The following is a 23,919-nucleotide window of genomic DNA, read 5'->3' as shown; positions in this document are numbered from 1 at the left end:
CCTGCCGTGGTCGGCCACGCGGCCGCGCGTCGTGTGCGTTACTTGAGTTCGTACAGGCCCGTATGAGTGGTCGAGTCGAGCTCGTTGAGATGCGTCATGAAGCGCGCCACCGCGTTGGTGGTGTCGGCGTTGATCGGCAGATGCGGCACCTTCAGCGCATGCAGCCGGAAGATGTAGCGATGCGCGCGGTCGCCGCGCGGCGGCGCGGCGCCGCCGAAGCCGACCGTGCCGTAGTCGTTGCGCACCTGCAGCGCGCCTTGCGGAAGCAGCGAGCCGTCCGCTTTGCCGGCATTGCGCGGCAGCGAGCGGGCGTCGGCCGGAATGTTCACCACGACCCAGTGCCAGAAGCCGCTGCCGGTCGGGGCGTCGGGGTCGTGCACGGTGAGTGCGAAGCTTTGCGTGTCGGGGGGCGGCGCGTCCCACTGCAACGCGGGCGAGATGTTCTCGCCGTCCACGCCGAACGCCTTGTCGTGATATTCGTGGGCTTTCGGCATGAAGCCGTTGGTGGGAAAGTCGTCGGACCAGAGACGGAAATCAGCCATGATGTGCCTCCCTTGTTGATTGGTTCTGGGATGGTCGGAGCGTGCGGTTGCGCGGCGGACGACGCACGACGGGCGGCCCGCGACGGCACGCGGCAGCGCTCCGGGTTAGCCAGTCGAGTGTATCACCAGCGGCTGCGCGATTCGTTCGGGCGCCCAGACCGGAAGCGGTTTTCAGCCGCGTTCCTCGAAGCTCGGCGCGTCGCTCTTCAGCCATTCGACGAGCCGTTGCAACACGCCGGCGATATCGCGATTGGCGCCACGCAACGCGCATTCCCACACCACGGCCACGCGCCAGCCGTCGGCGAGCAAAGCGTTGCAAACCTTGTCGTCGTTGCTGCGATTGCGGCCGATCTTGTCACGCCAGAACTCCGGCCGCGTTTGCGGCCATTTGAACAGATGGCAGTCGTGGCCGTGCCAGAAACAGCCGTGCACCAGCACCACCGCGCGATAACGCGGCAACACGATGTCGGGCCGACCGGGCAGATCGCGCGCGTCCAGACGGAAGCGGAAGCCCTCACGATGCAGCAGGCTGCGGATCAGGATTTCGGGTTTGGTATTGCGTCCGCGAATGCCGGACATCATCCGGCTGCGCGTCGCGCTGTCGACGATATCGACCATGGTGTCAGCGCCTGGACGAGCGGTCGTCGACCGGGCGCCGGGCGATGTTCACGTCGCGGTTGCGTGGATCGCGCGGGTCGCGTCGGTGGCGTCGCTCAGGCGTACAGCGAAAGCGCTTGCTTCGAACCATAGCGGGTTTCCTCGGCGAGCAGGGTTTGTACATGCGGCAGCATGATGCGCGCCACTTCGCGCATCACCGGCATGACGACGCTGTTGCCGAATTGCCGGTAGGCCTGCGTATCGCTGACCGGAATCCTGAAGGTGTCGGGAAAGCCCATCAGCCGCGCGCATTCGCGCGGCGTCAGGCGGCGCGGGCGCAGCGCTTCGCCTTGATAGACGAGAATCTCGGAGCCGTCCTTGTGATAACGCGCCGACAGCGTGCGCGTGACGCTGTCCGGGTAGGCCATCCCGAAGCCGAAGCCATTGCCTGCCGCGCGGTGCTTGGCCGCGTAGTTTTGCAGATAGGTCCAGAGGTTCGGTGTGAGCGTGTACTTCGGCTGCACGCGTTGCGCGGTGTGATCGAAGAAGCGGTCGTGGTCCCACGGCAGCACCGGCTCGCTGCCGTCCGTGCGATGCAGGATCGAGCCGAGCCGCGGTCCCTGTTCAGGCAGTCGCAGATCGTCCCACGAGAACCCGGTTTCGCCGCGAAAGCCGACGATGATGATGCGCTCGCGATGCTGCGGCGTGAAATGCTGGCCGTCGATCACGCGGTAGTGCACCTCGTAGCCGAGTTCGTCGCGCAGGGTTTGCAGGATCACGTCGAAGGTGCGGCCCTTGTCGTGCGACAGCAGATTCTTCACGTTTTCCAGCAGAAACGCGGCGGGGCGCTTGGCCGCGATGATCCGAGCGACGTCGAAAAAGAGCGTGCCTTGCGTCGTGCACTCGAAACCGTGCGGACGGCCCAGTGCGTTTTTCTTGCTGACGCCGGCAATCGAAAACGGCTGGCAGGGGAAGCCGCCCAACAGCACGTCGTGGCTCGGCACCTCTTCTGCAGGGAAGGCGACGATGTCGCCGATCAATGCGGGCTCACCGCCGCCGGGATAATTCTCGCGATAGGTCTTGGTCGAAAAATCGTTCCACTCGCTCGTGAACACGCAATCGCCGCCGTGCGCCTCAAAGCCCATGCGAATCCCGCCGATGCCGGCGAACAGATCGATGAAGCGAAACTGCGCGTCGCCAGCCGCGCCGCTCGTGGCCCGCGCACCTTGTTGCAGCAGATCGCGCAGAGCCGGCTCCAGCATCGAGGGGCACGGCGTCTCGCCTTTTTCCCAGCGACGCACCGTCTTGATGTCCTTGCCGACATGTGTGGCGATTTCACGTTGAGTAAAGCGGGCGCGCGCCTGCCGGAGCAGGTTGAGCGGTGCGGCGAGGGTCACAGGCGTCCTTGCTGGGAATTTTTGCGGACATTATGACCTAAGGTCGTCCCGTTTTCGCTATTTCTGCGACGAACAGGCGGAATTTTCCGGACGATGCGTCGCGCGTCGCCGACTAAATCAGGTTGTCACAGTTGGATGGGTAGGCTTGCGACGTGACGCGAATTCCCCGCGTTGCGACGTGTGTTCGGGCCGCGAGGAGATTCGCGGCCTTCTTTTTTTGCGGCCTGTTTTATCCGCGGCGGGGCGGCTTTTTGCCAGACGGGCAGATGCGCAACGGCCCGCGTTGCCGCTTCGCTTTAGTTCAAACCTGGCCGCCGGCGCTCATCGGATACGGCGGTGGGAACAGCGCCGCGGAGGCCGGGGCCAGCGTGTCCCATGCCGGTTGCGGTTCGGCTTCGAACTGGTCGAGTTGCAGCAGGAGGCTGTCGACCGTGCACAGTTGCGCATGGGACAGATGGCCGGTGTCGAGCAACTGGTGCAGACGCTTGCGCCAATAGGCGGCGGGCAGAATCGGACCGGCCAGGTCGCCGTGTAAAGACGTCCGCATCACGCGTGCAATATGCGCGATGTCCCGATCGACCAGCGCGGCCTGGGATGATCCCGAAAGCGTATTGAGTGTGCGGTCCATGGCTCCTCCATGGCACCTTTACGGCACGCCGCGGCGGGACTTTAGCGATTTCCGCAAATATTTTTTGGCGCGCGGTCACGGGTGAATCGGCTCGATAAGCGGCCTGGGCACACCCGTTGCTCGATAGGGATACTGGCGTAATGTCGCGCCGGCATTCCAGATAGTGGAGCCGAACATGAACAAGGACCAGGTGAAGGGCGTGGGTGAACAGATCAAGGGCAAGGTCAACGAAGCCGTTGGCAAGGTCACAGACAACCCCGGCAAGGAATTGAAGGGCGACTTGCAGCAAGGCGCGGGCAAGGTGCAGAAGGCCTATGGCGACGCGAAGGAAGACGCCAAGGACAATGCAAAGCGCAACGCGCCGTAAGGCGGGCTTGCGGGGGCTTTTGAATGCCGCCGGCTGATCGCCGGCGGTGGAAAGAGGCGCTTCGGCGCCTCTTTTCGCTTGCCTGCGTTTTTGCGTTTGTACGAGTCGTATTCGCGTTGTTTTTTTCGCCGGGCGTCCTGACCTGCTGGCGTCAGAGCTTGAAGGTCGCTTGCGGGATCGGCGCGGTGCTGCCGCCTGGGAGTAACCCGTGTTCGGCGTCGCGAGCATTCCGCGCGGGCGGCGACGCCTTTAGACTTGGCGCAACCCACCCGGAGATAGCGCCAATGACACCCGAAAAAATACTTTCGATGTTCGAGCGGCAGTACCTGGAAGGCAAAGCACCCATCGATCTCGAACCGACCTGCGCGAGCTTCGCCACCTGGCTGGCGACGGCGTGGGAGCTGCTCGACGGCGAGCAGAAGACGCTGCTGCTGACGGTCGGCGCGACGTTGTGGCGGGAGGGCTTCAATCTGCGCGCGGGAACGGCGACCAAAGATTTGTGGTGACGGGACGGCGGCGCGCGATCGGTCCGCAGCGCACTCGCACGCGTTGCGCCGAGTCGGTTTATATTTGGCGGTCCCGCGTTCGCGGCGCCCGCGGCAGCGAAGCCGGAGGTTGAACGTGACCGGCTGCGCGGCGCCCGATTCGGCTTTCCCATCGCACGACTTTCGCACAAGGTTGATACCGTCTCATGACCGATTTATCCGCTTTCCCGATCACGAAGAAATGGCCCGCCGAGCATCCTGAGCGAATTCAGCTCTATTCGCTGCCGACGCCGAACGGCGTGAAGATTTCGATCATGCTCGAAGAGATCGGCTTGCCGTACGAACCGCACCTTGTGCGCTTCGATACGGACGATCAGATGACGCCGGAGTTTCTGTCGCTCAATCCGAACAACAAGATCCCGGCGATCCTCGATCCGAACGGACCGGGCGGCAAGCCGCTGCCGCTGTTCGAGTCCGGCGCGATTCTGATCTATCTCGCGGACAAGAGCGGTCAACTGATTCCGCAGGACGCTGCCGGCCGTTATGAAGCGATCCAGTGGGTGATGTTCCAGATGGGCGGTATCGGACCGATGTTCGGCCAGGTCGGTTTCTTCCACAAATTCGCCGGCAAGGAATACGAGGACAAGCGTCCGCGCGACCGTTACGTCGCCGAATCGCGACGCCTGCTCGGTGTGTTGAACCAGCGGCTCGAAGGACGCGACTGGATTCTGGGCGAGCAGTACTCGATCGCGGATATCGCGACGTTTCCGTGGGTGCGCAATCTCGCTGGGTTCTACGAAGCGGGCGAACTGGTCGGCATTCAGGACTTCACGAACGTGACGCGCGTGCTGGCGGCGTTCGTCGCGCGGCCGGCGGTGGAGCGGGGTTTGAATATTCCGAAGCGGCCGGCGTAGTCGGCATGTGTTGATGCGGCTGACAGCAAAAAGCCCCGCAGCGCAAGGCATGCGGGGCTTTTCTGGGCAAACCTGGGAGACGCTGGAATGCTAGTTGGTCCCCCTGACAGGAATCGAACCTGTATCTAGCGCTTAGGAGGCACTTGTTCTATCCATTGAACTACAGGGAGAGGACCGAACCGGAATACTCGCTGCAGTCCCGCAGTGGACAAAGTCCGCGAGGACCGGGCGAGTCCAAATTCGCCAGCGAGCGCAGAGTATATCAAACCCGTTCGCACGCGAGGAGGGCCGCAAGCCTTGGCCTGAAAAGGAAACGGCCCAGCGGCATTGCATTGCCTGCTGGGCCGAACGAACCGCCAAAGGCGGCCTGAATAGAGGGGCTTGATCCACCCGCCCCACCGATTCAGTCGAGCCGATTCAGAACTCCACCACCGCGAATTCCGCCTTGCTGACATCGCACAGCGGGCAGCGCCAGTCTTCCGGAATCGCGGCGAAGCGCGTGCCCGGCGCGATGCCTTCTTCAGGCAAGCCTTCTTCCTCGTTGTAGATCCAGCCGCATATCAGGCAGACCCAGCTCTTGTATTCAATCACCTCAATTACTTCGCTCACGACGTACTCTTCTCTAGTTCACTCTAGTTCAATGCAATGGCGCGCTTAGTCTGCCCCTTTTTTGGGCAACGCGGCGACCAGCAATATTACCGGAATTTGTCAATCCGACCGCGAACTACCGATGCGGCAGCGCCGCAACGCGCCAGAGACATCTCCGACCCCACTGAACGGATCTCGCCAGCTACAGCGTGTATGCTCTGATCCGCAGCTACTCAGTTGGACAGGCGCGCGACGTGTCTCGCAGACATTGCGACGATCCGTCCCAGGCGACCGCGCGTCGCTCTGGGCGCGCCAGGTCCGACGCATGACTTTCGTTCCTCAACAGGAGAACAACGATGTTCAGAAACAAGTGGTTGGCCGGCGCCGCGCTGGCCGGGTTGCTCGCCGCATCGGGCGCCGCGCAGGCCGCGGGCGTCTCGTTCGTACAGCCGACGGACGGCGCGACCGTCAGCAATCCGGTGCACGTCGTGTTCGGTGTGACCGGCATGAAGATCGCGCCGGCCGGCACACCGACGGAAGGCACGGGCCATCATCATCTGCTGATTGACGGCAAGTCGCTGCCCAAGGGTGAGGTCATTCCCGCCAACGACAAGTCGCTGCACTTCGGCAAAGGCCAGACGGAAACGGATCTGACGCTGCCGCCGGGCGATCACACGCTGACGCTGCAATTCGGCGACGGCGCGCATCGCTCGTATGGGCCGGAAATGAGCAAGACCATCACGGTGCACGTGAAGTAAGCCGCGCTGCCGCTTCGGACGGCGCGACGCGGTAGCCGGTCAGCTAACCGGCCGGCCACCCCCGCCGGCCGCTCCAGCGGCCACCCGCACAGCTTGCACCGCGTCGTCCCGAGGTTGGCTGCCGTTTCGCCGAGACTCGCATCCGACGTCGCCAATCCGCATTCCGACGGCTTCGATCTGCGCAAGGGCGACGTCAGCCAGTCGAAACCGGCAACGTCATTCCGGCCGATTCCCCACGAGCGCGCGCAGGCTCGCCGGTCCCCCGCAAGCCGCCCATTCGGCCTATCTGGTCCGGCATACAGGCACCCGGCCGCGCGACCGGTACAATGGGCAGTTCCGACTCATCGCTGTCTTCTCCAATTCTCCATGTCGCTTTACTCCATTACCGGCGCCCAATTGGCGTTCGGTCACGTCGCGTTGCTCGATCACGCGGATTTCTCTCTCGAAGCGGGCGAACGCGTTGGGCTGATCGGACGCAACGGCGCGGGCAAGTCGTCGCTGCTGAAGATCGTCGCCGATCTCGCGAAGCCCGACGACGGCCTCGTCTCGCGTCAACAGAATCTGTCCACCGTCTACGTGCCGCAAGAGCCCGAGTTCGACACTGACGACACGGTGTTCGACGCGGTCGCCGCCGGTCTCACGCACGCGCGCGCGCTGCTGGACGAATACGACGTGGTCGCCAACCAGCTCGCCGACGAGCCGGAAGGCGCCGAGCATGACGCGCTAATGTCGCGCATGAACACGCTGCAATCGTCGCTGGACGCGGCGGACGCATGGAACTGGAGCACCCGCGTGGCCACCACGCTGCAGCAGATCGGCCTGAACGGCGAGGCGCGGGTCGGCTCGCTGTCGGGCGGGATGCAGAAGCGCGTCGCGCTGGCGCGCGCACTGGTCGTGCAGCCGGACGTGCTGCTGCTCGACGAGCCGACCAATCACCTCGACTTCGACGGCATCCGCTGGCTCGAAGATCTGCTGGTTTCGCTGCGCGCGGGGCTGCTGTTCATCACCCACGACCGCGCGTTTCTTGACCGCGTCGCCACGCGCATCGTCGAACTGGATCGCGGGCGTCTGCTGTCGTATCCGGGCAATTTCTCCGCGTACCAGACGCGCAAGGCGCAGCAGCTGGAAATCGAGCGCGTCGAAAACGACAAGGCCGACAAGCTGCTCGCGCAGGAAGAAGTGTGGATTCGCAAGGGCGTCGAAGCGCGCCGCACGCGCAGCGTCGGCCGGATCGCGCGTCTGGTGGAAATGCGTGAGCAGCGCGCCGAGCGCCGCAACGTGCAGGGCAACGTGAAGCTCGACGTCGGCCAGGGCGAGAAGTCCGGCAAGATTGTCGCGGAACTGACCGACGTGACCAAGCGCTACGGTTCGCGCACCGTGGTCGACAACTTCACGGCGACCGTCATGCGCGGCGACAAGATCGGCTTCGTCGGTCCGAACGGCGCAGGCAAGACCACGCTGCTGAAGATGATCCTCGGCGAACTGCAGCCGGACGAAGGCACGGTGCGCGTCGGCACCAATCTGCAGGTCGCGTATTTCGACCAGATGCGCGCGCAACTCGATCTGGACAAGAGCCTTGCCGACACCATCAGCCCGGGCAGCGAGTGGGTCGAAGTCAACGGCCAGAAGAAGCACGTGATGAGCTATCTCGGCGACTTCCTGTTCGCGCCGGAGCGCGCGCGTTCGCCGGTCAAGTCGCTGTCGGGCGGCGAACGCAACCGGCTGCTGCTCGCGCGTCTGTTCGCGCGGCCGGCCAACGTGCTGGTGCTCGACGAACCGACCAACGACCTCGACATCCCCACGCTCGAACTGCTCGAAGAACTGCTCACCGAATACGACGGTACCGTGCTGCTGGTCAGCCACGATCGCGCGTTTCTCGACAACGTCGCGACTTCGGTGATCGCAGCGGAAGGCGGGGGCAAGTGGCGCGAGTACGTCGGCGGCTTCACGGACTGGCAGATCCAGCGCGACCGTTCGCAGCAGATGGCGTTGGACGCGCAGAAAGAGGCCGGTAAGGATGCAGCCAAAGACGCGACGCCTGCTAAAGACGCTGCGTCGGGCCGCAATGCGCAGCGCGCGGCGAAGCTGTCGTTCAAGGAGCAGCGCGAACTGGAGGCGTTGCCCGAGAAGATCGCCGCGCTCGAAGCCGAGCAGAAGACCATCGGCGCGCAACTCGAAGACGGTTCGATCTTCGCGAAAGACGCGCAGGAAGGCACGCGTCTGACCGCGCGTTATGCGGCGATCGACGAAGAACTGCTGCTCTCGCTCGAACGCTGGGACGAGCTGGAAAACCGGCGCAAGTAAAGGGACGCCGCGCGGGCCGGGGGGCTGCGCGGCGGAATGCGGCAGAGCGAGTGCGAGAGCGAGACGGATAGCGACGCGAGGCAGTGCAACGCGTGACGCCACGCGACAGAAAGCGAAACAGCAAGCGCGGCGGCAGTGACACAGAGGCGAGACAGAGGCGCAGCGGAAAACGCGGCAGGAAACGCAGCATGCGCGACACGCCGACCAACGCCGCGCGCTGGCCGCGAAGTTGCCGCACGGTGCGCCGCGCACATGCCCCTCGGGCCCGCCACGCCTTATCCAGACGGCTAATCCCGCGAATGGTCAATTGCCGCCGTTATCGAAATCAGTAAAATACCCCGCGAACAGGCTTCCCCCATGTTCGCTTCGGCCTGGTCGTGCCAGTGAGCGCAGTCGAGCGCCAACGGGAAGCAGCACGACAAAACAGCTTGCCCGCACTGCGGGCACCCCACCTAACCCCGTTGTTTCGTTTTGCTTTTTTTGAAAACTCAACGCATTGTCCACGGATCTGTCCACAGGACCTGTGGACAACGATGAACCGACGCACCCGAGTCAACCATGTCTACGAAAAAGCCAAACGCCGCGTATAGCGAAGCGTCGATCAAGGTGTTGAAGGGCCTCGAGCCGGTCAAGCAACGGCCCGGGATGTACACCCGCACCGAGAATCCGCTGCACATCATTCAGGAAGTCATCGACAACGCGTCGGACGAAGCCCTCGGCGGCCACGGCCGGCAAATCACGGTCACGCTGCACGCGGACCATTCGGTGTCGGTCGAAGACGACGGCCGCGGCATTCCGTTCGGCCTGCATCCGGAAGAAGGCGTGCCGGTCGTCGAAATCGTTTTCACGCGCCTGCATGCGGGCGGCAAGTTCGACAAAGCCGCCGGCGGCGCGTACACGTTCTCGGGCGGTCTGCACGGCGTCGGCGTGTCGGTCACGAACGCGCTGTCCACGCGCCTCGACGTCACCGTTTGGCGCGACGGCAAGGTCGCCGACCTGAGCTTCGCTCACGGCGACGTCGCGAAGCAGCTCGAAGTACGGGCCGCCGCGAAGGGCGACAAGAAATCCGGCACGCGCGTCACCGCATGGGCCGATCCGAAATACTTCGACTCGCCGAACCTGCCGCTTGGTGAGTTGCAACGCCTGCTGCGCTCGAAGGCGGTGCTGCTGCCGGGCGTCGAAGTCACGCTCGTCAACGAGAAAACCGGCGAACAGCAAAGCTGGAAATACGAAGACGGTCTGCGCGGCTATCTGCTCGAAGGGATGAACGGCAGCGATCTGCTGATCCCGCTGTTCGAAGGCGAGCGTTACGTCGAGAACTCGCGTGCGAGCGAAGAGACATTTGCCGAAGGCGAGGGCGCCGCATGGGTCGTCGCGTGGAGCGAGGAAGGCACGCTGATGCGCGAGTCTTACGTCAACCTGATTCCGACGCCCGCGGGCGGCACGCACGAATCCGGTTTGCGCGACGGTCTGTACCAGGCGGTCAAGAGCTTCGTCGAGTTGCACAACCTGCAGCCGAAGGGCGTGAAGCTGCTCGCGGAAGACGTGTTCGCGCGCGTGTCGTTCGTGCTCTCGGCGAAGGTGCTCGATCCGCAATTCCAAGGGCAGATCAAGGAGCGACTGAACAGCCGCGACGCGGTCAAGCTGGTGTCGTCGTTCGCGCGGCCGGCGCTGGAGTTGTGGCTCAATCAGCACGTCGAGCACGGCAAGAAACTCGCGGACCTCGTCATTAAACAGGCGCAGGCGCGCACGCGCGCGGGACAGAAAGTCGAGAAGCGCAAGAGCTCGGGTGTCGCCGTGTTGCCGGGCAAGCTGACCGATTGCGAGTCGACGGAAATCGGCCGCAACGAACTGTTCCTCGTCGAGGGCGACTCGGCGGGCGGCTCCGCGAAGATGGGCCGCGACAAGGAGTACCAGGCGATCCTGCCGCTGCGCGGCAAGGTGCTGAATACGTGGGAAACCGAGCGTGACCGCCTGTTTGCCAACAACGAGGTGCACGACATCTCGGTGGCGATCGGCGTCGATCCGCACAGCCCGGACGACAAGGTCGATCTGTCGAATCTGCGCTACGGCAAGATCTGCATCCTGTCGGACGCGGACGTGGACGGCTCGCACATCCAGGTGCTGCTGCTCACGCTGTTCTTCAAGCATTTCCCGCAGCTGATCGAGCGCGGGCACGTGTGCGTCGCGCGTCCGCCGCTGTTCCGCGTGGACGCTCCGGCACGCGGCAAGAAGCCCGCGCAGAAGCTGTACGCGCTCGACGAAGGCGAACTCGAAGCGATCCTCGACAAGCTGACCAAGGACGGCGTGCGCGAATCGCAGTGGTCGATCAGCCGCTTCAAGGGCCTTGGCGAAATGAGCGCGGAACAACTGTGGGACACGACGATGAATCCCGACACGCGGCGTCTGCAACCGGTCGCGCTCGGGGACCTCGACTACGACGCCACGGTCGCGCGAATGACGATGCTGATGGGCAAGGGCGAAGCGGCGTCGCGGCGCAGCTGGCTCGAAGAAAAGGGCAACGAAGTGGAAGCGGACATCTGAGCGCGCGGTTTTAAGCTGCACAGCGCTCAGCATTCGAACGAAAACTTCACGCCAAACACGGATACGGAATCTAGATGGACGACGATAACACTCTCGACCTTTTCAACGAGCCGGCGCCCCCCGAAGGCGACTTCCTCACGCTCGGCAACTATGCGGAGCGCGCGTACCTCGAGTATGCGGTGAGCGTGGTCAAGGGCCGCGCGCTGCCGGACGTGTGCGACGGCCAGAAGCCGGTGCAGCGCCGCATCCTGTTCGCGATGAACGAGATGGGCCTCGCCGACAACGCGAAGCCGGTCAAGTCGGCGCGCGTGGTCGGCGACGTGCTGGGCAAGTATCACCCGCACGGCGACCAGTCGGCGTACGACGCGCTGGTGCGTCTCGCGCAGGACTTTTCGATGCGCTATCCGCTGATCGACGGTCAGGGCAACTTCGGCTCGCGCGACGGCGACGGCGCGGCGGCGATGCGATACACGGAAGCGCGTCTCACGCCGATCGCGAAACTGCTGCTCAACGAAATCGACCAGGGCACGGTCGATTTCATGGCGAACTACGACGGCTCGTTCCAGGAGCCGAAGACGTTGCCGGCGCGTTTGCCGTTCGTGTTGCTGAACGGCGCGTCGGGCATCGCGGTGGGTCTCGCGACGGAAATCCCGTCGCACAATCTGCGCGAAGTCGCGGGCGCGGCGGTGGCGTTGATCCGCAATCCGAAGCTGTCGCACGCGGAGTTGATGCAGCACATTCCGGGTCCGGACTTCCCGGGCGGCGGCCAGATCATTTCGAGCGAAGCGGAAATCTCGGCCGCGTACGAAGCAGGGCGCGGCAGTCTGAAAGTGCGCGCCCGCTGGAAGATCGAAGACCTCGCGCGGGGTCAGTGGCAACTCGTGATTACCGAACTGCCGCCGAACACGGCCGCGCAGAAGGTGCTCGAAGAAATCGAAGAGCAGACCAACCCGAAGATCAAGCTCGGCAAGAAGACGCTCACGCCCGAACAGCTTCAGACCAAACAGACCATGCTCGGCCTGCTCGACGCGGTGCGCGACGAGTCAGGCAAGGACGCGCCGGTGCGTCTCGTGTTCGAGCCGAAGTCGAGCCGTATCGACCAGACCGAGTTCGTCAATTCGCTGCTCGCGCATACGAGCCTCGAATCGAACGCGTCGCTGAACATGGTGATGGTCGGCGGCGATGGCCGTCCGCGTCAGAAGGGCTTGAGCGAAATCCTGCACGAGTGGATCGCGTTCCGCTTCGCGACGGTCACGCGCCGCACGCGTCACCGTCTGTCGAAGGTGGATGATCGGATCCACATCCTCGAAGGCCGGATGATCGTCTTCTTGAATATCGACGAAGTCATTCGCATCATTCGCGAGTCGGACGAACCGAAGGTCGCGTTGATGGCCGCGTTCGGCCTGTCCGACCGCCAAGCCGAGGACATTCTCGAAATCCGTTTGCGTCAGTTGGCGCGGCTCGAAAAGATCAAGATCGAGAAGGAACTGTCCGAACTGCGCGACGAGAAGGCCAAGCTCGAAGAACTGCTCGGCAGCGAATCGGCGATGAAGCGCCTGCTCATCAAGGAAATCGAAGGCGACGCGAAGCAGTATGGCGACGAGCGCCGCACGCTGATCCAGCAGGAAAAGCGCGCGACGTTCGAAGCGCGCGTGGTCGATGAGCCGGTCACGGTGGTGGTCTCGCAGAAGGGCTGGGTGCGGGCGTTGAAGGGCCACGGGCTGGATGTGGCCGGCTTCACGTTCAAGGCCGGCGACGGTCTGTACGCGGCGTTCCAGTGCCGCACGCCGGACACGCTGATCGCGTGGGGCAGCAACGGGCGCGTCTATTCGGTCGCGGTGGCCCTGCTGCCGGGCGGCCGTGGCGATGGTGTGCCGGTCACGTCGCTGATCGAACTGGAGTCGGGCAGCCACCTGATGCACTACTACGCGGCCTCCGCCGATCAGGCGTTGCTGCTCGCATCGAGCAACGGCTTCGGCTTTGTCGCGAAGGTCGGCGACATGGTGAGCCGAGTGAAGGCGGGCAAGTCGTTCATGACGATCGACGCGGGCGCCGCGCCGCTCGCGCCGATGCCGATGCTGCCGGACGCGACGCATATCGCGTGTCTGTCGTCGGGCGGGCGTCTGCTGGTGTTCGCTCTCGACGAGATGAAGACGCTCTCGGGCGGCGGCCGCGGCGTCACGCTGATGGCACTCGACGACAACGAGACGTTGCTGCAGGCGCTGTCGATCAATCATGCGGGTGTGGTGCTGATCGGTACGCGCCGTGGTGGCCGCACGGACGAAGAGAAGCTCGGGCCCGCCGCGCTCGCGCCGCATGTCGGCAAGCGCGCGCGCAAGGGGCGGACGCCGGAGAGCAAGATGAAGCTCGACGGTATGCGCCCGGTGCTGGCTTAACCAGGTTTGACGTTTGAATGCGGCGGGCGTCTGCTAGCATGCAGACGCCCGCCGCGAGCAGTAACGCGCGTGCGAAGCAATAAGTCGGGGAATGGCGGCGTCGCGGCATCAGGCGCGCTGCAATGACAACTACACATCGACGGGAAAGCTGCGGGCGCCCGGAACTGCGTGCACTGAACGCGGTCGAACGCGCTCAGTAGCCGCTGCCAATATCAATCGTCCAAGCAGAGCGGCGTCGTCGTCGGGAGAGGAAAACAACATGAACAAGGCTATCGAACTCGCACTCTTTCTGCATCTGCTCGCGGTCGCGGTGTGGGTGGGCGGGATGATCTTCGCGCATTTCTGTCTGCGTCCGGCGATTGCCGATCTGTCGCCGCAACTGCGCCTGCCGCTGTGGGAGTCGGTGTTCGGCCGCTTCTTCAATTGGGTCGCCGCCGCCGTGCTGGTGATTCTCCTCACCGGCGGTTTTCTGCTGATGCAATTCGGCGGCGGTCACGCCACGTGGCCGCTGCATGCAATGGCGGGCCTCGGCATCGTGATGATGCTGATCTTCGGCCACATCCGCTTTGCCGTGTTCCCGCGCATTCGCCGCGCGGTGCAGGCGCAGAAATGGCCGGACGGCGCGCGAGCCGTGGGCACGATCCGACGTCTGGTGCTGATCAATATCGTGCTGGGCGTCGTGACGATCGGCGTCGCGGTGCTGTCGCGCGGGTTCTGATAACGGGATTGGACGATGCAGGGCAAGGACGGTCTGGGCATTCGCCCCGACCGCCATTGCCTTCATGCCGACCGCTGACGCTGCCCGCGCCCCGCCTCATCAAGGCAGCGCGCCATACGCCAGCCACAACCCGCACACCGCCGCCACCGTCGCATACACCGCGTACACCGGCACCTTCAGCTTCGCGAAGCACATCCCGGAAAAAAGTGCGGTCAGCAGATAAGCCGGTTTGAGCGGCACATGCGCGGCAATGCGCAACACAGCCACCGCGAGAAACGCCGTCGTGAGCGCGCGCAGAATCCGCATCCCATGTTCGAAGCGCGGGTTCGTCTTCAACTGATGCAGATGCCGCTGCGCCAGCACGACGAGGCAGCCCGACGGCACGAACAGCGCGAGCGTCGCGATCAGCGCGCCGACCCAACCGTCCACCAGATAGCCGAAGAACGGCACGACATTCAGCAGCGGCCCCGGCGATAACGGCGACAGCGAAAACGCCAGCGTGAAGTCGTTATCCGATACGCCGATTGCCGGCGTGACGAACAGCGTCCTGAGTACCGGCAACGCGGAAAAGCCGCCGCCGAATAGCGTCATGCCGGCGCCGGCGAGCCGCGGCCACAGCAGCGCCAGTTCATAGCGATGCGGCAACGGCAGCGCGAACACCATCAGCAACACGCACAGAGCGGCCAGCATCTGCCAGTCGCCACGCCTGAGCGACACGACGAGGCGCGCACTGCGCACCGGGCTCACGAGCCAGCCCGCGCCGAACGCTGCCGCGAGCATCACGACATAGGCGGCGGGACTGCGCGCATAGAAAAGCGCCACGCAACCGACCAGCGCCGCGATCCATTCGAGCTTGCCGCGCACCAGCGCGCGCGTCTGCTTGTACCAGGTGAGCGCGATCAGCGTGGCGAGCACGACGCTGAAGTGATTGAGCAGCATTTGCGACGCGGCGGCGCGCACGAGCGGCGTGCGGTAGAAGATCGCGAACAGCGTCATCAGCAGGGAGAAGGGCAGCACGCTGGCGATGCCCGCGACCCATGCGCCGGCGCGTCCGCGCAGCGCATGGCCGAGTTGCACGGCGACGTTGCAGCCCACCGGCCCGGGCACCATCCACGCGAGCGCGATCAGATCGGAGAAGGCCACGCGCGAAAGCCGCCCCTCGCGTTCGACGTAGTGGTGCTCGAGTTGCGCCATCAACGCGAGGCCGCCCCACGACAACGCCGACAGGCCGAACACGACCCTGAACAGCGTCCACAGCGGTTCGCGTTCCTCTGGTTTGGCAGCATCCTGGCTCATGATCGTCTGCATGGCGCCACGGGCCCTTCCATGCGGGCGCCCGTCGTGTGGAGCATCGTTGTATGAGGCGACGCGGCAGGGCCGTGCGGCTCAAGGTGAATATGGCCAGTTTCCCGACGCCGCGATGCGTGATGCCCACGCGCCAGCCACGCTCAGTGGTTGGTACTCGACACGCTGCTCGCGCTGTCGGTTTCCCGCGCGGCGTGGCGTCCGCCCATACCGCATACGCCGAAGCGTTCGAGCAGCGCGGGGATCGCCTCCACCGGTACCGGGCGCGAGAACAGGAAACCTTGCGCCTCGATATGGCCGAGCGCGGCGAGCCACGCAATCTGCTCTTCGGTCTCGGTGCCTTCGACCACCACCGTGAGCCCGAGCGAGCGCGCCAGGTTGACGATTGCGGTGACCATCACGCAGACGCTGCGGTCGCCGGGAATCGCCTGGATGAACGAACGGTCCACTTTCAGCGTGTCCACCGAGAAGCGGTTCAGATAGGACAGCGACGAGTAGCCGGTGCCGAAATCGTCGAGTGCGATGCGCACGCCGAGGCGCTTCAACGCGAAGATTTTCTCCGACACCAGCTCCGGATATTCCATCATCGCGGTCTCGGTGATTTCGAGTTCGAGGCGGCGCGCGGAAATGCCGGATTCCTCGATCGCGTGCGAGATGGTTTCGTACAGATCGCCGCGCCAGAACTGCACCGCCGAGATGTTCACCGCGAGCGACAGCGTGTCGTAGCCCTGTTGCTGCCAGAGCGCGAGTTGCCGGCACGCGGTCTCGATCACGAAATCGCCGATCGGCACGATCAGGCCGGTCGATTCGGCGACCGGAATGAACTCGTTGGCCGGAATCAAACCGTGCTGCGGATGATTCCAACGCACCAGCGCTTCGAAGCCGGTAATGCAGCGGCGCGTGAGATCGATCTTTGGTTGATAGGCGAGAAATAGTTGCCCTTCGGCGAGCGCCACGCGCAATTGCTGTTCCCACTTCATCAAATGATCCGCGCGATGCGACAGGTGCGGCGAATAGAACTGGTAGCAGTTCTTGCCCGCGTCCTTCGCGCTGTACATCGCGAGGTCGGCCTTCTTCAGCAGATCGATCTCGCTTTCGTTGGCCACGGAGTACAGCGCAATGCCGATGCTCGCATGCAGTACGAACGAACTGCCGCGCACTTCGAAGGGCTTCGCGAACGCGTCGGCGGCGGCTTCGGCCAGGGCGACCGCGCGCTTCTCGACGTCCTCGCCCTTGATCACGACGACGAACTCGTCGCCGCCGATGCGGCTCAACGCACCGTCCTCGCCGACCGCGGTGGCGAGGCGCGAGGCCGTCATCTGCAGCACGATGTCGCCGGCGTTGTGGCCGAGCGTGTCGTTGACGGTCTTGAAGTTGTCGAGGTCGATGAACAGGATCGCGAGGCGGCCGAGATTGGCCGGCTGCGCCACGTCGTGCCGCAACGTCTGCAGCGTCGCGTAGCGGTTGCGCAAGCCGGTGAGCAGATCGTATTCGACCAGATGCGTCATCTCGCGTTCGCGGCCGAGCAGTTTGCCGATCAGTCCGGTCGCGACCGCGAAGAAGCTCAGCATCGCGAGCGAGATGAAGCCCGCCATCAGCAGATAGACGTTGCGCGTGTGGTTGTAGTCGGCGAATTCTTCGGCTTGCGAAAGACCCACCAGCACGCCGAGCGGATAACCGTCGATGTGCCGGTACGAGACGATGCGCGTGACGTTGTCGATCGAATCGACGTAGGTGCCCGACACGTGTTCCGAGGTCGGATACGAGCCGCTCGCGGAGAACGCGCCGTTCGCGCTGTCGACGCTGCCGGTGCGCCGCGCGAGCACGGTGCCGCTGTCCGAGATCACCGCGATCACGCCTTCATGGCCGATCGCCGCGTTGTTGTAGAAATCGCTGGTGAAATAGCTGGGGTCCTCGGAGACCACCACGACGCCCGCGAACGAGCCGTCCGGATGATTCAGGCGCCGCGTCATCTGCAAGGTCCAATGGCCGGAGATGCGGCCGAGCACCGGCTTGCTGATAAACAGCTGGTCGTCGTTCTCATGCTCGTGGACCTTGAAGTGCTCGCGGTCCGACAGATCGATGTGCTTCGGATTGAGTTCGGCCGTATTGGCGATCAGCTTGCCGTGTTCATCGATCAACGATACCTGCACGAGCGTCTCGCTTTGCACGACGCCTTTTTCGACGGTGCTGGCGAGATCGAAATGACTCGGCGTTTTCTCGAACTCGTATTTGACGAAGCGGGTGATCTGATCGACCTGGTGAATCGCCTTGATCGTATGCTGCTCCAGCGCCGCGGAGAGAATTGCAGCAGAGGCCATCGCTTCGCGGTACGTCGCTTCCTTCTCGACCGACAGCCGCGCGAAAATCACGGTCCAAAGCAGGATCAGGACCAGCACGCCGAGCGCGGGAATGACGAGCAAGGCTCTGCGGCGCGACACGGCGGGGTCGCGGCGAGGCCTGGCGTCGCGTTGCTCTGAAAAGCGGGATTGGCTCATTGGGCGGCCCGTGCCTGAGTGCCGTCCGACTGCAAACACGCGAGCATCGACTGCGCTGATTTCATGGATGGCTGCATGGTGACCAAGGTGCCGGAACTGCTGCGCAGGAGGAGGCGTGGAGCCGTGCCTGACCTGACCGATCACAGGTCAGAGGGTACGTTTCGATATTACTTAATGCCACTGGATTAAGGAAGGGTCCGCGCATCGGGTATACGCTGGCGCGTCGAAGGGTCCGGTTCATCTGCATGAGCCATCGGCGCGGCGCTTCGGACGCCGTAGCTCGCGATTGTTTTGGTTGTTCTGAAGATGTCATCGGGGCCGGTGTTCAGGTGTGCCAGGTCTCTGACAGGCCGCTCGCAATGCAAGCCGCATCGATTGTTAAAACGATGCGGTTTTTTGTGAACGGGCACCGAGAGATGCGGCGCGCTGTTCGAACCGTTTCGGCATGAAACGCTCACGGCAGCCGGAACGTGCCGTCGACGATGGTCACCGACGGGCCGCCGATCCACGTTTTGCCGCGTACGTCGTCATAGTGCACGGACACCTGACCGGCGCGGCCCAGCGCAGTGCCCTGGCGCGCCGTGTAGTGCGTGCCGGGACGTCGCTGCTGCGCACTCAGCAGGCCCGCGAGCGCGGCGTTGGCGCTGCCGGTCACCGGGTCTTCGCCAATGCCGAAGCCGCCGCCCGCCATCAGGCAGCGCACCTCGAATGTCGCGGGGCCGTCGGTGTGGTGCGGGCCGTAGGCCGCGAGCCCGTGCGTGTCGACCGAATGTACGAGTTCGGCGAGTGCTGCTGCGTCGGGATCGAGCGCGAGGCAGTCGTGCGCCGAATTCAGACGCACCACGAGCCACGGCGCGCCGTTGTCGACCGCACAGGGCGTCGCGCTGAAATCGATCGCGTCGCTACGTAAAGCCGTAGACAGCGCCGCGTAACGATCCGCGGCGAGCGGCGTGACCTTTGCGGGCGGCGCGGCGAATGCCCACGCGCCGTGGGCCGTGTCGGCCGCATCACTCAGTGCTTCGAGTTCGACGAGTCCCACGCCGCATTGCTGGACCAGCTTGCCCGCCTGCTTCGGCAGATAGCCGCTTTCGAGCAGCGCGTGCGCGGTGCCGAGCGTCGGATGACCCGCGAACGGCAATTCGCCATGCGTTGTGAAAATTCGCGCGCGATAGTCGGCGGCTGGATCGGTCGGCTTCAGAAGAAACGTGGTTTCAGACAGATTGGTCCACTGGGCGATGGCCTGCATCTGTTTCGCATCGAGTTCGTCGGCGTCGAATACGACAGCAAGCGGATTGCCTTTGAACGGCACCGACGTGAACACGTCGACCTGTTTGAAACGGACAGTGTGAGCAGGCATGGGAGCGCGGTCCAGCGAATCAAACGATAGTAGGGTTCGCGGATTCTATCCGCTGACGCGGCAACGATCCACCTTTGCACAAAAGCAAAACGCGTCGCGGGTGGGCTACACCTCGCGACGCGTTCTGAATGGACTACCGGCCGAACCATCGGCTTATGCCGGCTGAGTGGCCGGCTGGATTGCCAACGCGGCTTTCGCCGTGCGCCAGGCTAATGCACGTTCGTTACTCGACTTCCGCGATCATTTCGATTTCGACGCATGCGCCGAGCGGAATCTGCGCGACGCCGAATGCCGAGCGCGCATGCTTGCCGCGTTCGCCGAACACATCGGCGACCAGTTCGGACGCGCCGTTGGTGACCAGATGCTGTTCGGTGAATTCCGGCGTCGAGTTGACGAGGCTCATCAGCTTGACGATGCGCGTGACGCGGTTCAGATCGCCTACGTGCGCGTGCAGCGTGGCGAGCAGGTCGATGGCGATCGAGCGCGCCGCGGCCTTGCCTTCCTCGGTGCCGAGCGTGGCGCCGAGCTTGCCGGTCCACACCTTGCCGTCTTTCTTCGCGATGTGCCCGGACAGGTACACCGTGTTGCCGCTTTGTGCGCTCATCACATACGCGGCGGCCGGCGCGCCGGCGACGGGCAGCTCGATGCCCAGTTCCTTGAGCTTGTCGTACACATTCGTTTGAGCCATGTCGTGTCCTCGATCAGAATCAGTAGTGAAATTGGCTGACGCGAGCGGCGCTCAGAGCTTCGCGCGAATCAGCGCGCCGAGACGCCCGACGCCTTCGTCGATCTTCGCCGGCGGCACCGTGACGAACGACAGACGCAGCGTGTTGTGCTGCGCTTCGTTCGCGAAGAACGGACCGCCCGGCACGAACGCGACGTTCTGCGCGACCGCTTCCTCGAGCAGCTTCATGCTGTCGATCTGCGCGGGCAGATTCACCCAGATGAACATGCCGCCTTCCGGACGGTTCCAGCTCACGCCTTCGGGCATATAGCGTTCGAGCGCGGCGAGCATCGCTTCGCATTGATTGCGGTACAGCTCGCGGATGGTCGGCACGTGCGTGTCGAGGAAGCCGTCCTTGATCACTTCGTGCACGATGCGCTGCGTGAAGCTCGGCGTGTGCAGGTCGGTGGCCTGCTTGGCCTGCACGAGCTTGAAGATCAGCTCTTCGGGCGCGATGATGTAGCCGACCCGCAGGCCCGGCGCGAGCACCTTCGAGAACGAACCGAGATAGACGATATGGTCCGGCGCCATCGACAGCATCGTGGGCAACGGTTCGCCCGCGTAGTCGAGCGCACCGTACGGATCGTCTTCGATCACCGGAAAGGGCGCGGTCTTCGCGAATTCTGCGAGCGCGCGGCGGCGTTCGATCGGCAGACGGCGGCCGGTCGGATTCTGGAAGTTCGGCTGCGCATACAGGAGGCGCGCGCCTTTCGTCAGTTCCGGCGTCAGCGCTTCGGGGATCAGGCCTTGCTCGTCGGTCGGAACCTGCACATAACTCGGTTCGTACATCGAGAACGATTGCAGCGCGCCGAGGTAAGTCGGCGTTTCGACCAGCACCGGGCTCTCCGGGCACACCAGCACCTTGCCGAGCAGGTCGAGCGCCTGCTGCGAGCCGGTGGTGATCAGCACCTGCGTGGGACGAATCTGCGCGCCGTTCACCGAATAGCGCTGCGCAATCCATTCACGCAGCGGCGCATAGCCTTCGGTCGCGCTGTATTGCAGCGCCGCGGCGGGCGAGTCGCGCAGAATGCGGTCGGCGGCTTCGCGCATGCGTTCGGCCGGGAAGGTGGCCGGCGAGGGCAGGCCGCCGGCGAACGAAATGACTTCGGGCCGCTCCGTGACCTTCAGGATCTCGCGGATCGCGGAGCTGGTGAGCTTGCGTGCGCGTTCGGACAATTGCCACGTAGGGGCTTTCAGGTCGCTTTGGTCCATGCTCTCCTCTGCTGGTATTTCTGGAACCGGTAAAAACGTCGATTATCGCGCGAGTCGGCGACCCGCGCGCGCTGGTTATTTGAGGGTCCGTAGACCATCGGGTGTTTCAAATTCGGCGACGAGTGCCGCGGCGCCGTCGGTTGACTGCAATTCGAGCAGATGCGCGGCGCCGAGCCATTGCAGCTGCTCGCTCACGCGCTCCGCTTGCGGATGCACGGCCTTCAACGCTTTCAGCGCGATACCGGTGTCCGGCAGCACGGCCGACGGATGCCGTGGCGAGTCCCACTGGATCAGCGAGGGCAGCACGCCGTCGCCGACGCCCTGCCAGGCGGGGAACGCGCCGTCGTCGGGGACCGACAGGCCCCACGTGAAATCGCCGCGCGTCATCGGCACGATCGGCGCGATACGCTGCGGATACTGCGCTTGCCACGTCGTCAGCCGCTTCGGGCGCTCGACTCGGGCCACCCAGTGCGACAGGTACGGTCCGCGTTCGAGCCGCGCCTGCACCGCCGGGTCATCGAGTGCAAACAAACGGGCGCGCGTCGCGCTGCCTTCGGCGGACGCTTCAGCCGCATTGGCCTGCGACGTGGCGTGTGGATCGATCGCGATCACCTCCAGATAGACGCCGCCCCACAGGTTCAGCAGCCGATTGTGCGTGCGCATCAGCGGATGCGCGCCGCCGCCGGCCGGCGCGACGCCGAGCGTATCGGCGACGTACTGCGTGCCCTCGTCGAGGGTGCGGGCGGAAATCACGAGGTGATCGAGGCGGAGCGGATGAGCGGTCATGACGGAGCGAGGAAAACGGTTCACTGCGGTAAGCCGGTGCGCGCCAGATGTGACGACGCGGCTGCCGGGGCCGTAAGCATAACCGTTTGCCGGATCGGCGGGCCATGCGGAGGGTGTGGAGACTGGGGTTACCGGATCGCCCGCGAGCGGCGGGACCGTTGCCCTACCCGGATTCGCGTTGCGTCACCTTCCTTTGTTGTTCTCAAATGTAGCGGCGGCGATCGGCACAGTAACGGTACAATCGCCTCGATACTATTCGGTACAGTTGGAGTCCGCCATGTCCGTTTCGCTAGCCCAGATTCCCGCTCCGCACGACACGTCAGCGCTCACGCTGGTCGAGCAGCTCGTCCAGTGGGCATGCCGGCGGATCGACGAGCGCGTGTTTCGCCCCGGCATGCGCATGCCGTCGATCCGCAAGCTTGCGCTCGACAAAGGCGTGTCGCGCTTCACGGTGGTCGAGGCGTATGAGCGGCTGGTCGCGCAGGGGTATCTGGAGTCGCGGCGCGGCTCCGGCTTTTACGTGCGCGAGCGGTTGAGCGGCGCGGCCGCGATGGAGATGCGCCCGCACGTGGAGGGAGCGCCCGCGCCGACCAAGATCGACGTGGTCTGGCTGTTGCGCAACATGCTGTACACCGGCGCGCGGCCCGAGCGCAGTCCCGGCCTCGGTTATCTGCCCGCGCGCTGGCTCGACGGCGACCTGATCACCAACGCGCTGCGCACGCTCGGCCGGCAAAGCGGCGCGCAGATGCTCGGCATCGGCACGCCGCAGGGCTTTCTGCCGCTGCGCCAGCAATTGCAGACGCGGCTCGAGGAGCTGGAGATCGGCGCGTCGCCGGAGCAGATCGTGATGGTGTCGGGCGTCACGCAGGCGATCGACCTGATCTCACGCATCTACGTGAAGCCGGGCGATGCGGTGATCGTCGGCGATCCGGCCTGGTTCCAGATGTTCGGCTGCTTCGCGTCGCAAGGCGCGCGGCTGGTCGGCGTGCCGTACACGCCGGACGGCCCCGACCTCGATGCGCTCGAAACGCTGGTTCAGACGTGGCGGCCTAAAATGCTGGTGATCAACTCGGTGCTGCAGAATCCGACCGGCACGTCGCTGACGGCGGCCCAGGCGTTCCGCATATTGCGCCTCGCCGAAGCGTACGACTTCATCGTCGTCGAGGACGATATCTACGGCGATCTGTGCCCGCCGAGCCAGCCGGGTACGCGGCTCGCGAGTCTCGACCAGTTGAAGCGCGTGATCTACCTCGGCAGCTTTTCGAAGACGCTCGCGCCGAATCTGCGCGTCGGCTTCATCGCATGCGCGCCGGAAGTGGCGACGGCAGTCAGCAATCAGAAGATGCTGGTCGGCATGACGAGCCCCGAACTCAACGAGCGCGTGCTGTACAAGATTTTGACCGAGGGCCACTATCGGCGCCACGTCGAACGGGTGCGCGCGCGGCTCGACGGCGTGCGCGAAAAGTCCGTGCGGATGCTGGAAAAGACCGGCATGAAGCTGTTTCTGACGCCCTCGGCCGGGATGTTCGTATGGGTCGATACGGGCGTCGACGCGGGCGCGCTGGCGGCGGCCGGTCACGAGGCCGGCTTCCTGTTGACGCCCGGCAGTCTGTTTTCTCCACAGCAGTCGCCGACCACCTGGATGCGCTTCAATATCGCCAACTGCGGCGATCCGGAACTGGCGACGTTCCTGTGCCGCTATCTCGACAGCGTCGCGCGGCGCGCCTCTTGAAACCGCGCCGGAACGCCCCCAGTTAGGCGGACGATCCGCTGGCCGGAAGACCTTTGGCCGGCAATCC

20 protein-coding genes and 1 tRNA gene are annotated in these 23,919 nt (G+C 64.4%); 9 read left to right on the top strand and 12 right to left on the bottom strand.

Features of this window, described 5'->3' with window-relative positions; genetic code table 11:
• Positions 1-38: 38 nt before the first annotated feature.
• From BGI01S_RS19440 to BGI01S_RS19425, 4 genes are all read right to left on the bottom strand, one after another.
• Positions 39-542 (bottom strand): YbhB/YbcL family Raf kinase inhibitor-like protein, encoded by a 504-nt coding sequence (locus tag BGI01S_RS19440; RefSeq protein WP_042327618.1) that lies wholly within the window; start codon positions 540-542, stop codon positions 39-41.
• A gap of 171 nt (positions 543-713) precedes the next feature.
• Positions 714-1,160, bottom strand: a complete 447-nt coding sequence (locus tag BGI01S_RS19435) for a very short patch repair endonuclease (RefSeq protein WP_042327617.1) — start codon at positions 1,158-1,160, stop codon at positions 714-716.
• A 95-nt stretch (positions 1,161-1,255) separates the two neighbouring features.
• Positions 1,256-2,536 carry a DNA (cytosine-5-)-methyltransferase gene (gene dcm / locus BGI01S_RS19430; RefSeq protein WP_042327616.1) on the bottom strand — a complete coding sequence of 427 codons (1,281 nt, stop codon included), beginning with the start codon at positions 2,534-2,536 and terminating at the stop codon, positions 1,256-1,258.
• Positions 2,537-2,837: 301 nt separating this feature from the next.
• On the bottom strand, positions 2,838-3,164 hold the full coding sequence (locus BGI01S_RS19425; protein WP_042327615.1) for a hypothetical protein: 327 nt from the start codon (positions 3,162-3,164) through the stop codon (positions 2,838-2,840).
• Between the two features lie 175 nt (positions 3,165-3,339).
• On the opposite strand from BGI01S_RS19425, the gene BGI01S_RS19420 reads away from it, so the two are divergent.
• The 3 genes from BGI01S_RS19420 to BGI01S_RS19410 all read left to right on the top strand — a co-directional run bounded on the left by BGI01S_RS19420 (position 3,340) and on the right by BGI01S_RS19410 (position 4,930).
• Positions 3,340-3,531, top strand: a complete 192-nt coding sequence (locus tag BGI01S_RS19420; protein WP_042327614.1) for a CsbD family protein — start codon at positions 3,340-3,342, stop codon at positions 3,529-3,531.
• A gap of 284 nt (positions 3,532-3,815) precedes the next feature.
• The gene (locus tag BGI01S_RS19415; RefSeq protein WP_042327613.1) at positions 3,816-4,037 is read left to right on the top strand and encodes a hypothetical protein; all 222 of its coding nucleotides are present in this window, start codon (positions 3,816-3,818) and stop codon (positions 4,035-4,037) included.
• 185 nt (positions 4,038-4,222) lie between these two features.
• Positions 4,223-4,930: a glutathione binding-like protein gene (locus BGI01S_RS19410; protein ID WP_042327612.1), complete on the top strand. Its 708-nt coding sequence runs from the start codon at positions 4,223-4,225 to the stop codon at positions 4,928-4,930.
• Between the two features lie 95 nt (positions 4,931-5,025).
• On the opposite strand, the gene BGI01S_RS19405 is transcribed toward BGI01S_RS19410, so the two are convergent.
• Together BGI01S_RS19405 and BGI01S_RS19400 are read right to left on the bottom strand one after the other, a co-directional pair.
• A tRNA-Arg gene (locus BGI01S_RS19405) sits at positions 5,026-5,100 on the bottom strand.
• Positions 5,101-5,347: 247 nt separating this feature from the next.
• The gene (locus BGI01S_RS19400) at positions 5,348-5,539 is read right to left on the bottom strand and encodes a rubredoxin (RefSeq protein ID WP_042327611.1); all 192 of its coding nucleotides are present in this window, start codon (positions 5,537-5,539) and stop codon (positions 5,348-5,350) included.
• 335 nt (positions 5,540-5,874) lie between these two features.
• Here BGI01S_RS19400 and BGI01S_RS19395 point away from each other — a divergent pair, with 335 nt between their 5' ends.
• The 5 genes from BGI01S_RS19395 (at position 5,875) to BGI01S_RS19375 (ending at position 14,238) form a co-directional block, all read left to right on the top strand.
• Entirely contained in the window at positions 5,875-6,276 is a 402-nt protein-coding gene (locus tag BGI01S_RS19395) for a DUF4399 domain-containing protein (protein ID WP_042327610.1), read from the top strand.
• A gap of 366 nt (positions 6,277-6,642) precedes the next feature.
• Positions 6,643-8,580: an ATP-binding cassette domain-containing protein gene (locus BGI01S_RS19390; RefSeq protein WP_042327609.1), complete on the top strand. Its 1,938-nt coding sequence runs from the start codon at positions 6,643-6,645 to the stop codon at positions 8,578-8,580.
• Positions 8,581-9,138: 558 nt separating this feature from the next.
• The gene (locus tag BGI01S_RS19385) at positions 9,139-11,124 is read left to right on the top strand and encodes a DNA topoisomerase IV subunit B (RefSeq protein WP_042327608.1); all 1,986 of its coding nucleotides are present in this window, start codon (positions 9,139-9,141) and stop codon (positions 11,122-11,124) included.
• Between the two features lie 74 nt (positions 11,125-11,198).
• Positions 11,199-13,520 (top strand): DNA topoisomerase IV subunit A, encoded by a 2,322-nt coding sequence (parC, locus tag BGI01S_RS19380; RefSeq protein ID WP_042327607.1) that lies wholly within the window; start codon positions 11,199-11,201, stop codon positions 13,518-13,520.
• Between the two features lie 259 nt (positions 13,521-13,779).
• Positions 13,780-14,238, top strand: coding sequence for a CopD family protein (locus BGI01S_RS19375; protein ID WP_042327606.1), 459 nt, complete (start codon positions 13,780-13,782; stop codon positions 14,236-14,238).
• A gap of 99 nt (positions 14,239-14,337) precedes the next feature.
• Here BGI01S_RS19375 and BGI01S_RS19370 read toward each other — a convergent pair whose 3' ends face one another.
• From BGI01S_RS19370 to BGI01S_RS19345, 6 genes are all read right to left on the bottom strand, one after another.
• Positions 14,338-15,546, bottom strand: coding sequence for a chromate transporter (locus BGI01S_RS19370; protein ID WP_042327605.1), 1,209 nt, complete (start codon positions 15,544-15,546; stop codon positions 14,338-14,340).
• 140 nt (positions 15,547-15,686) lie between these two features.
• Positions 15,687-18,041: a bifunctional diguanylate cyclase/phosphodiesterase gene (locus BGI01S_RS19365; protein ID WP_042327604.1), complete on the bottom strand. Its 2,355-nt coding sequence runs from the start codon at positions 18,039-18,041 to the stop codon at positions 15,687-15,689.
• 454 nt (positions 18,042-18,495) lie between these two features.
• Complete coding sequence (locus BGI01S_RS19360) at positions 18,496-19,398, bottom strand: PhzF family phenazine biosynthesis protein (protein WP_042327603.1); 903 nt, start codon at positions 19,396-19,398, stop codon at positions 18,496-18,498.
• Between the two features lie 223 nt (positions 19,399-19,621).
• Entirely contained in the window at positions 19,622-20,086 is a 465-nt protein-coding gene (locus tag BGI01S_RS19355) for a RidA family protein (protein ID WP_042327602.1), read from the bottom strand.
• Between the two features lie 51 nt (positions 20,087-20,137).
• Positions 20,138-21,334, bottom strand: coding sequence for an aminotransferase-like domain-containing protein (locus BGI01S_RS19350; protein WP_042327601.1), 1,197 nt, complete (start codon positions 21,332-21,334; stop codon positions 20,138-20,140).
• A gap of 75 nt (positions 21,335-21,409) precedes the next feature.
• Positions 21,410-22,120, bottom strand: coding sequence for a VOC family protein (locus BGI01S_RS19345; protein WP_042327600.1), 711 nt, complete (start codon positions 22,118-22,120; stop codon positions 21,410-21,412).
• Between the two features lie 277 nt (positions 22,121-22,397).
• Here BGI01S_RS19345 and BGI01S_RS19340 point away from each other — a divergent pair, with 277 nt between their 5' ends.
• Positions 22,398-23,852, top strand: coding sequence for an aminotransferase-like domain-containing protein (locus BGI01S_RS19340; RefSeq protein ID WP_042327599.1), 1,455 nt, complete (start codon positions 22,398-22,400; stop codon positions 23,850-23,852).
• The last annotated feature ends 67 nt before the right edge of the window (positions 23,853-23,919 follow it).

Source organism: Paraburkholderia ginsengisoli NBRC 100965, assembly GCF_000739735.1.
In the GTDB taxonomy this organism is placed as follows: domain Bacteria; phylum Pseudomonadota; class Gammaproteobacteria; order Burkholderiales; family Burkholderiaceae; genus Paraburkholderia; species Paraburkholderia ginsengisoli.
The sequence above is the reverse complement of the archived record's forward strand: the minus strand, read 5'-3'. Positions and strand labels throughout refer to the sequence as shown.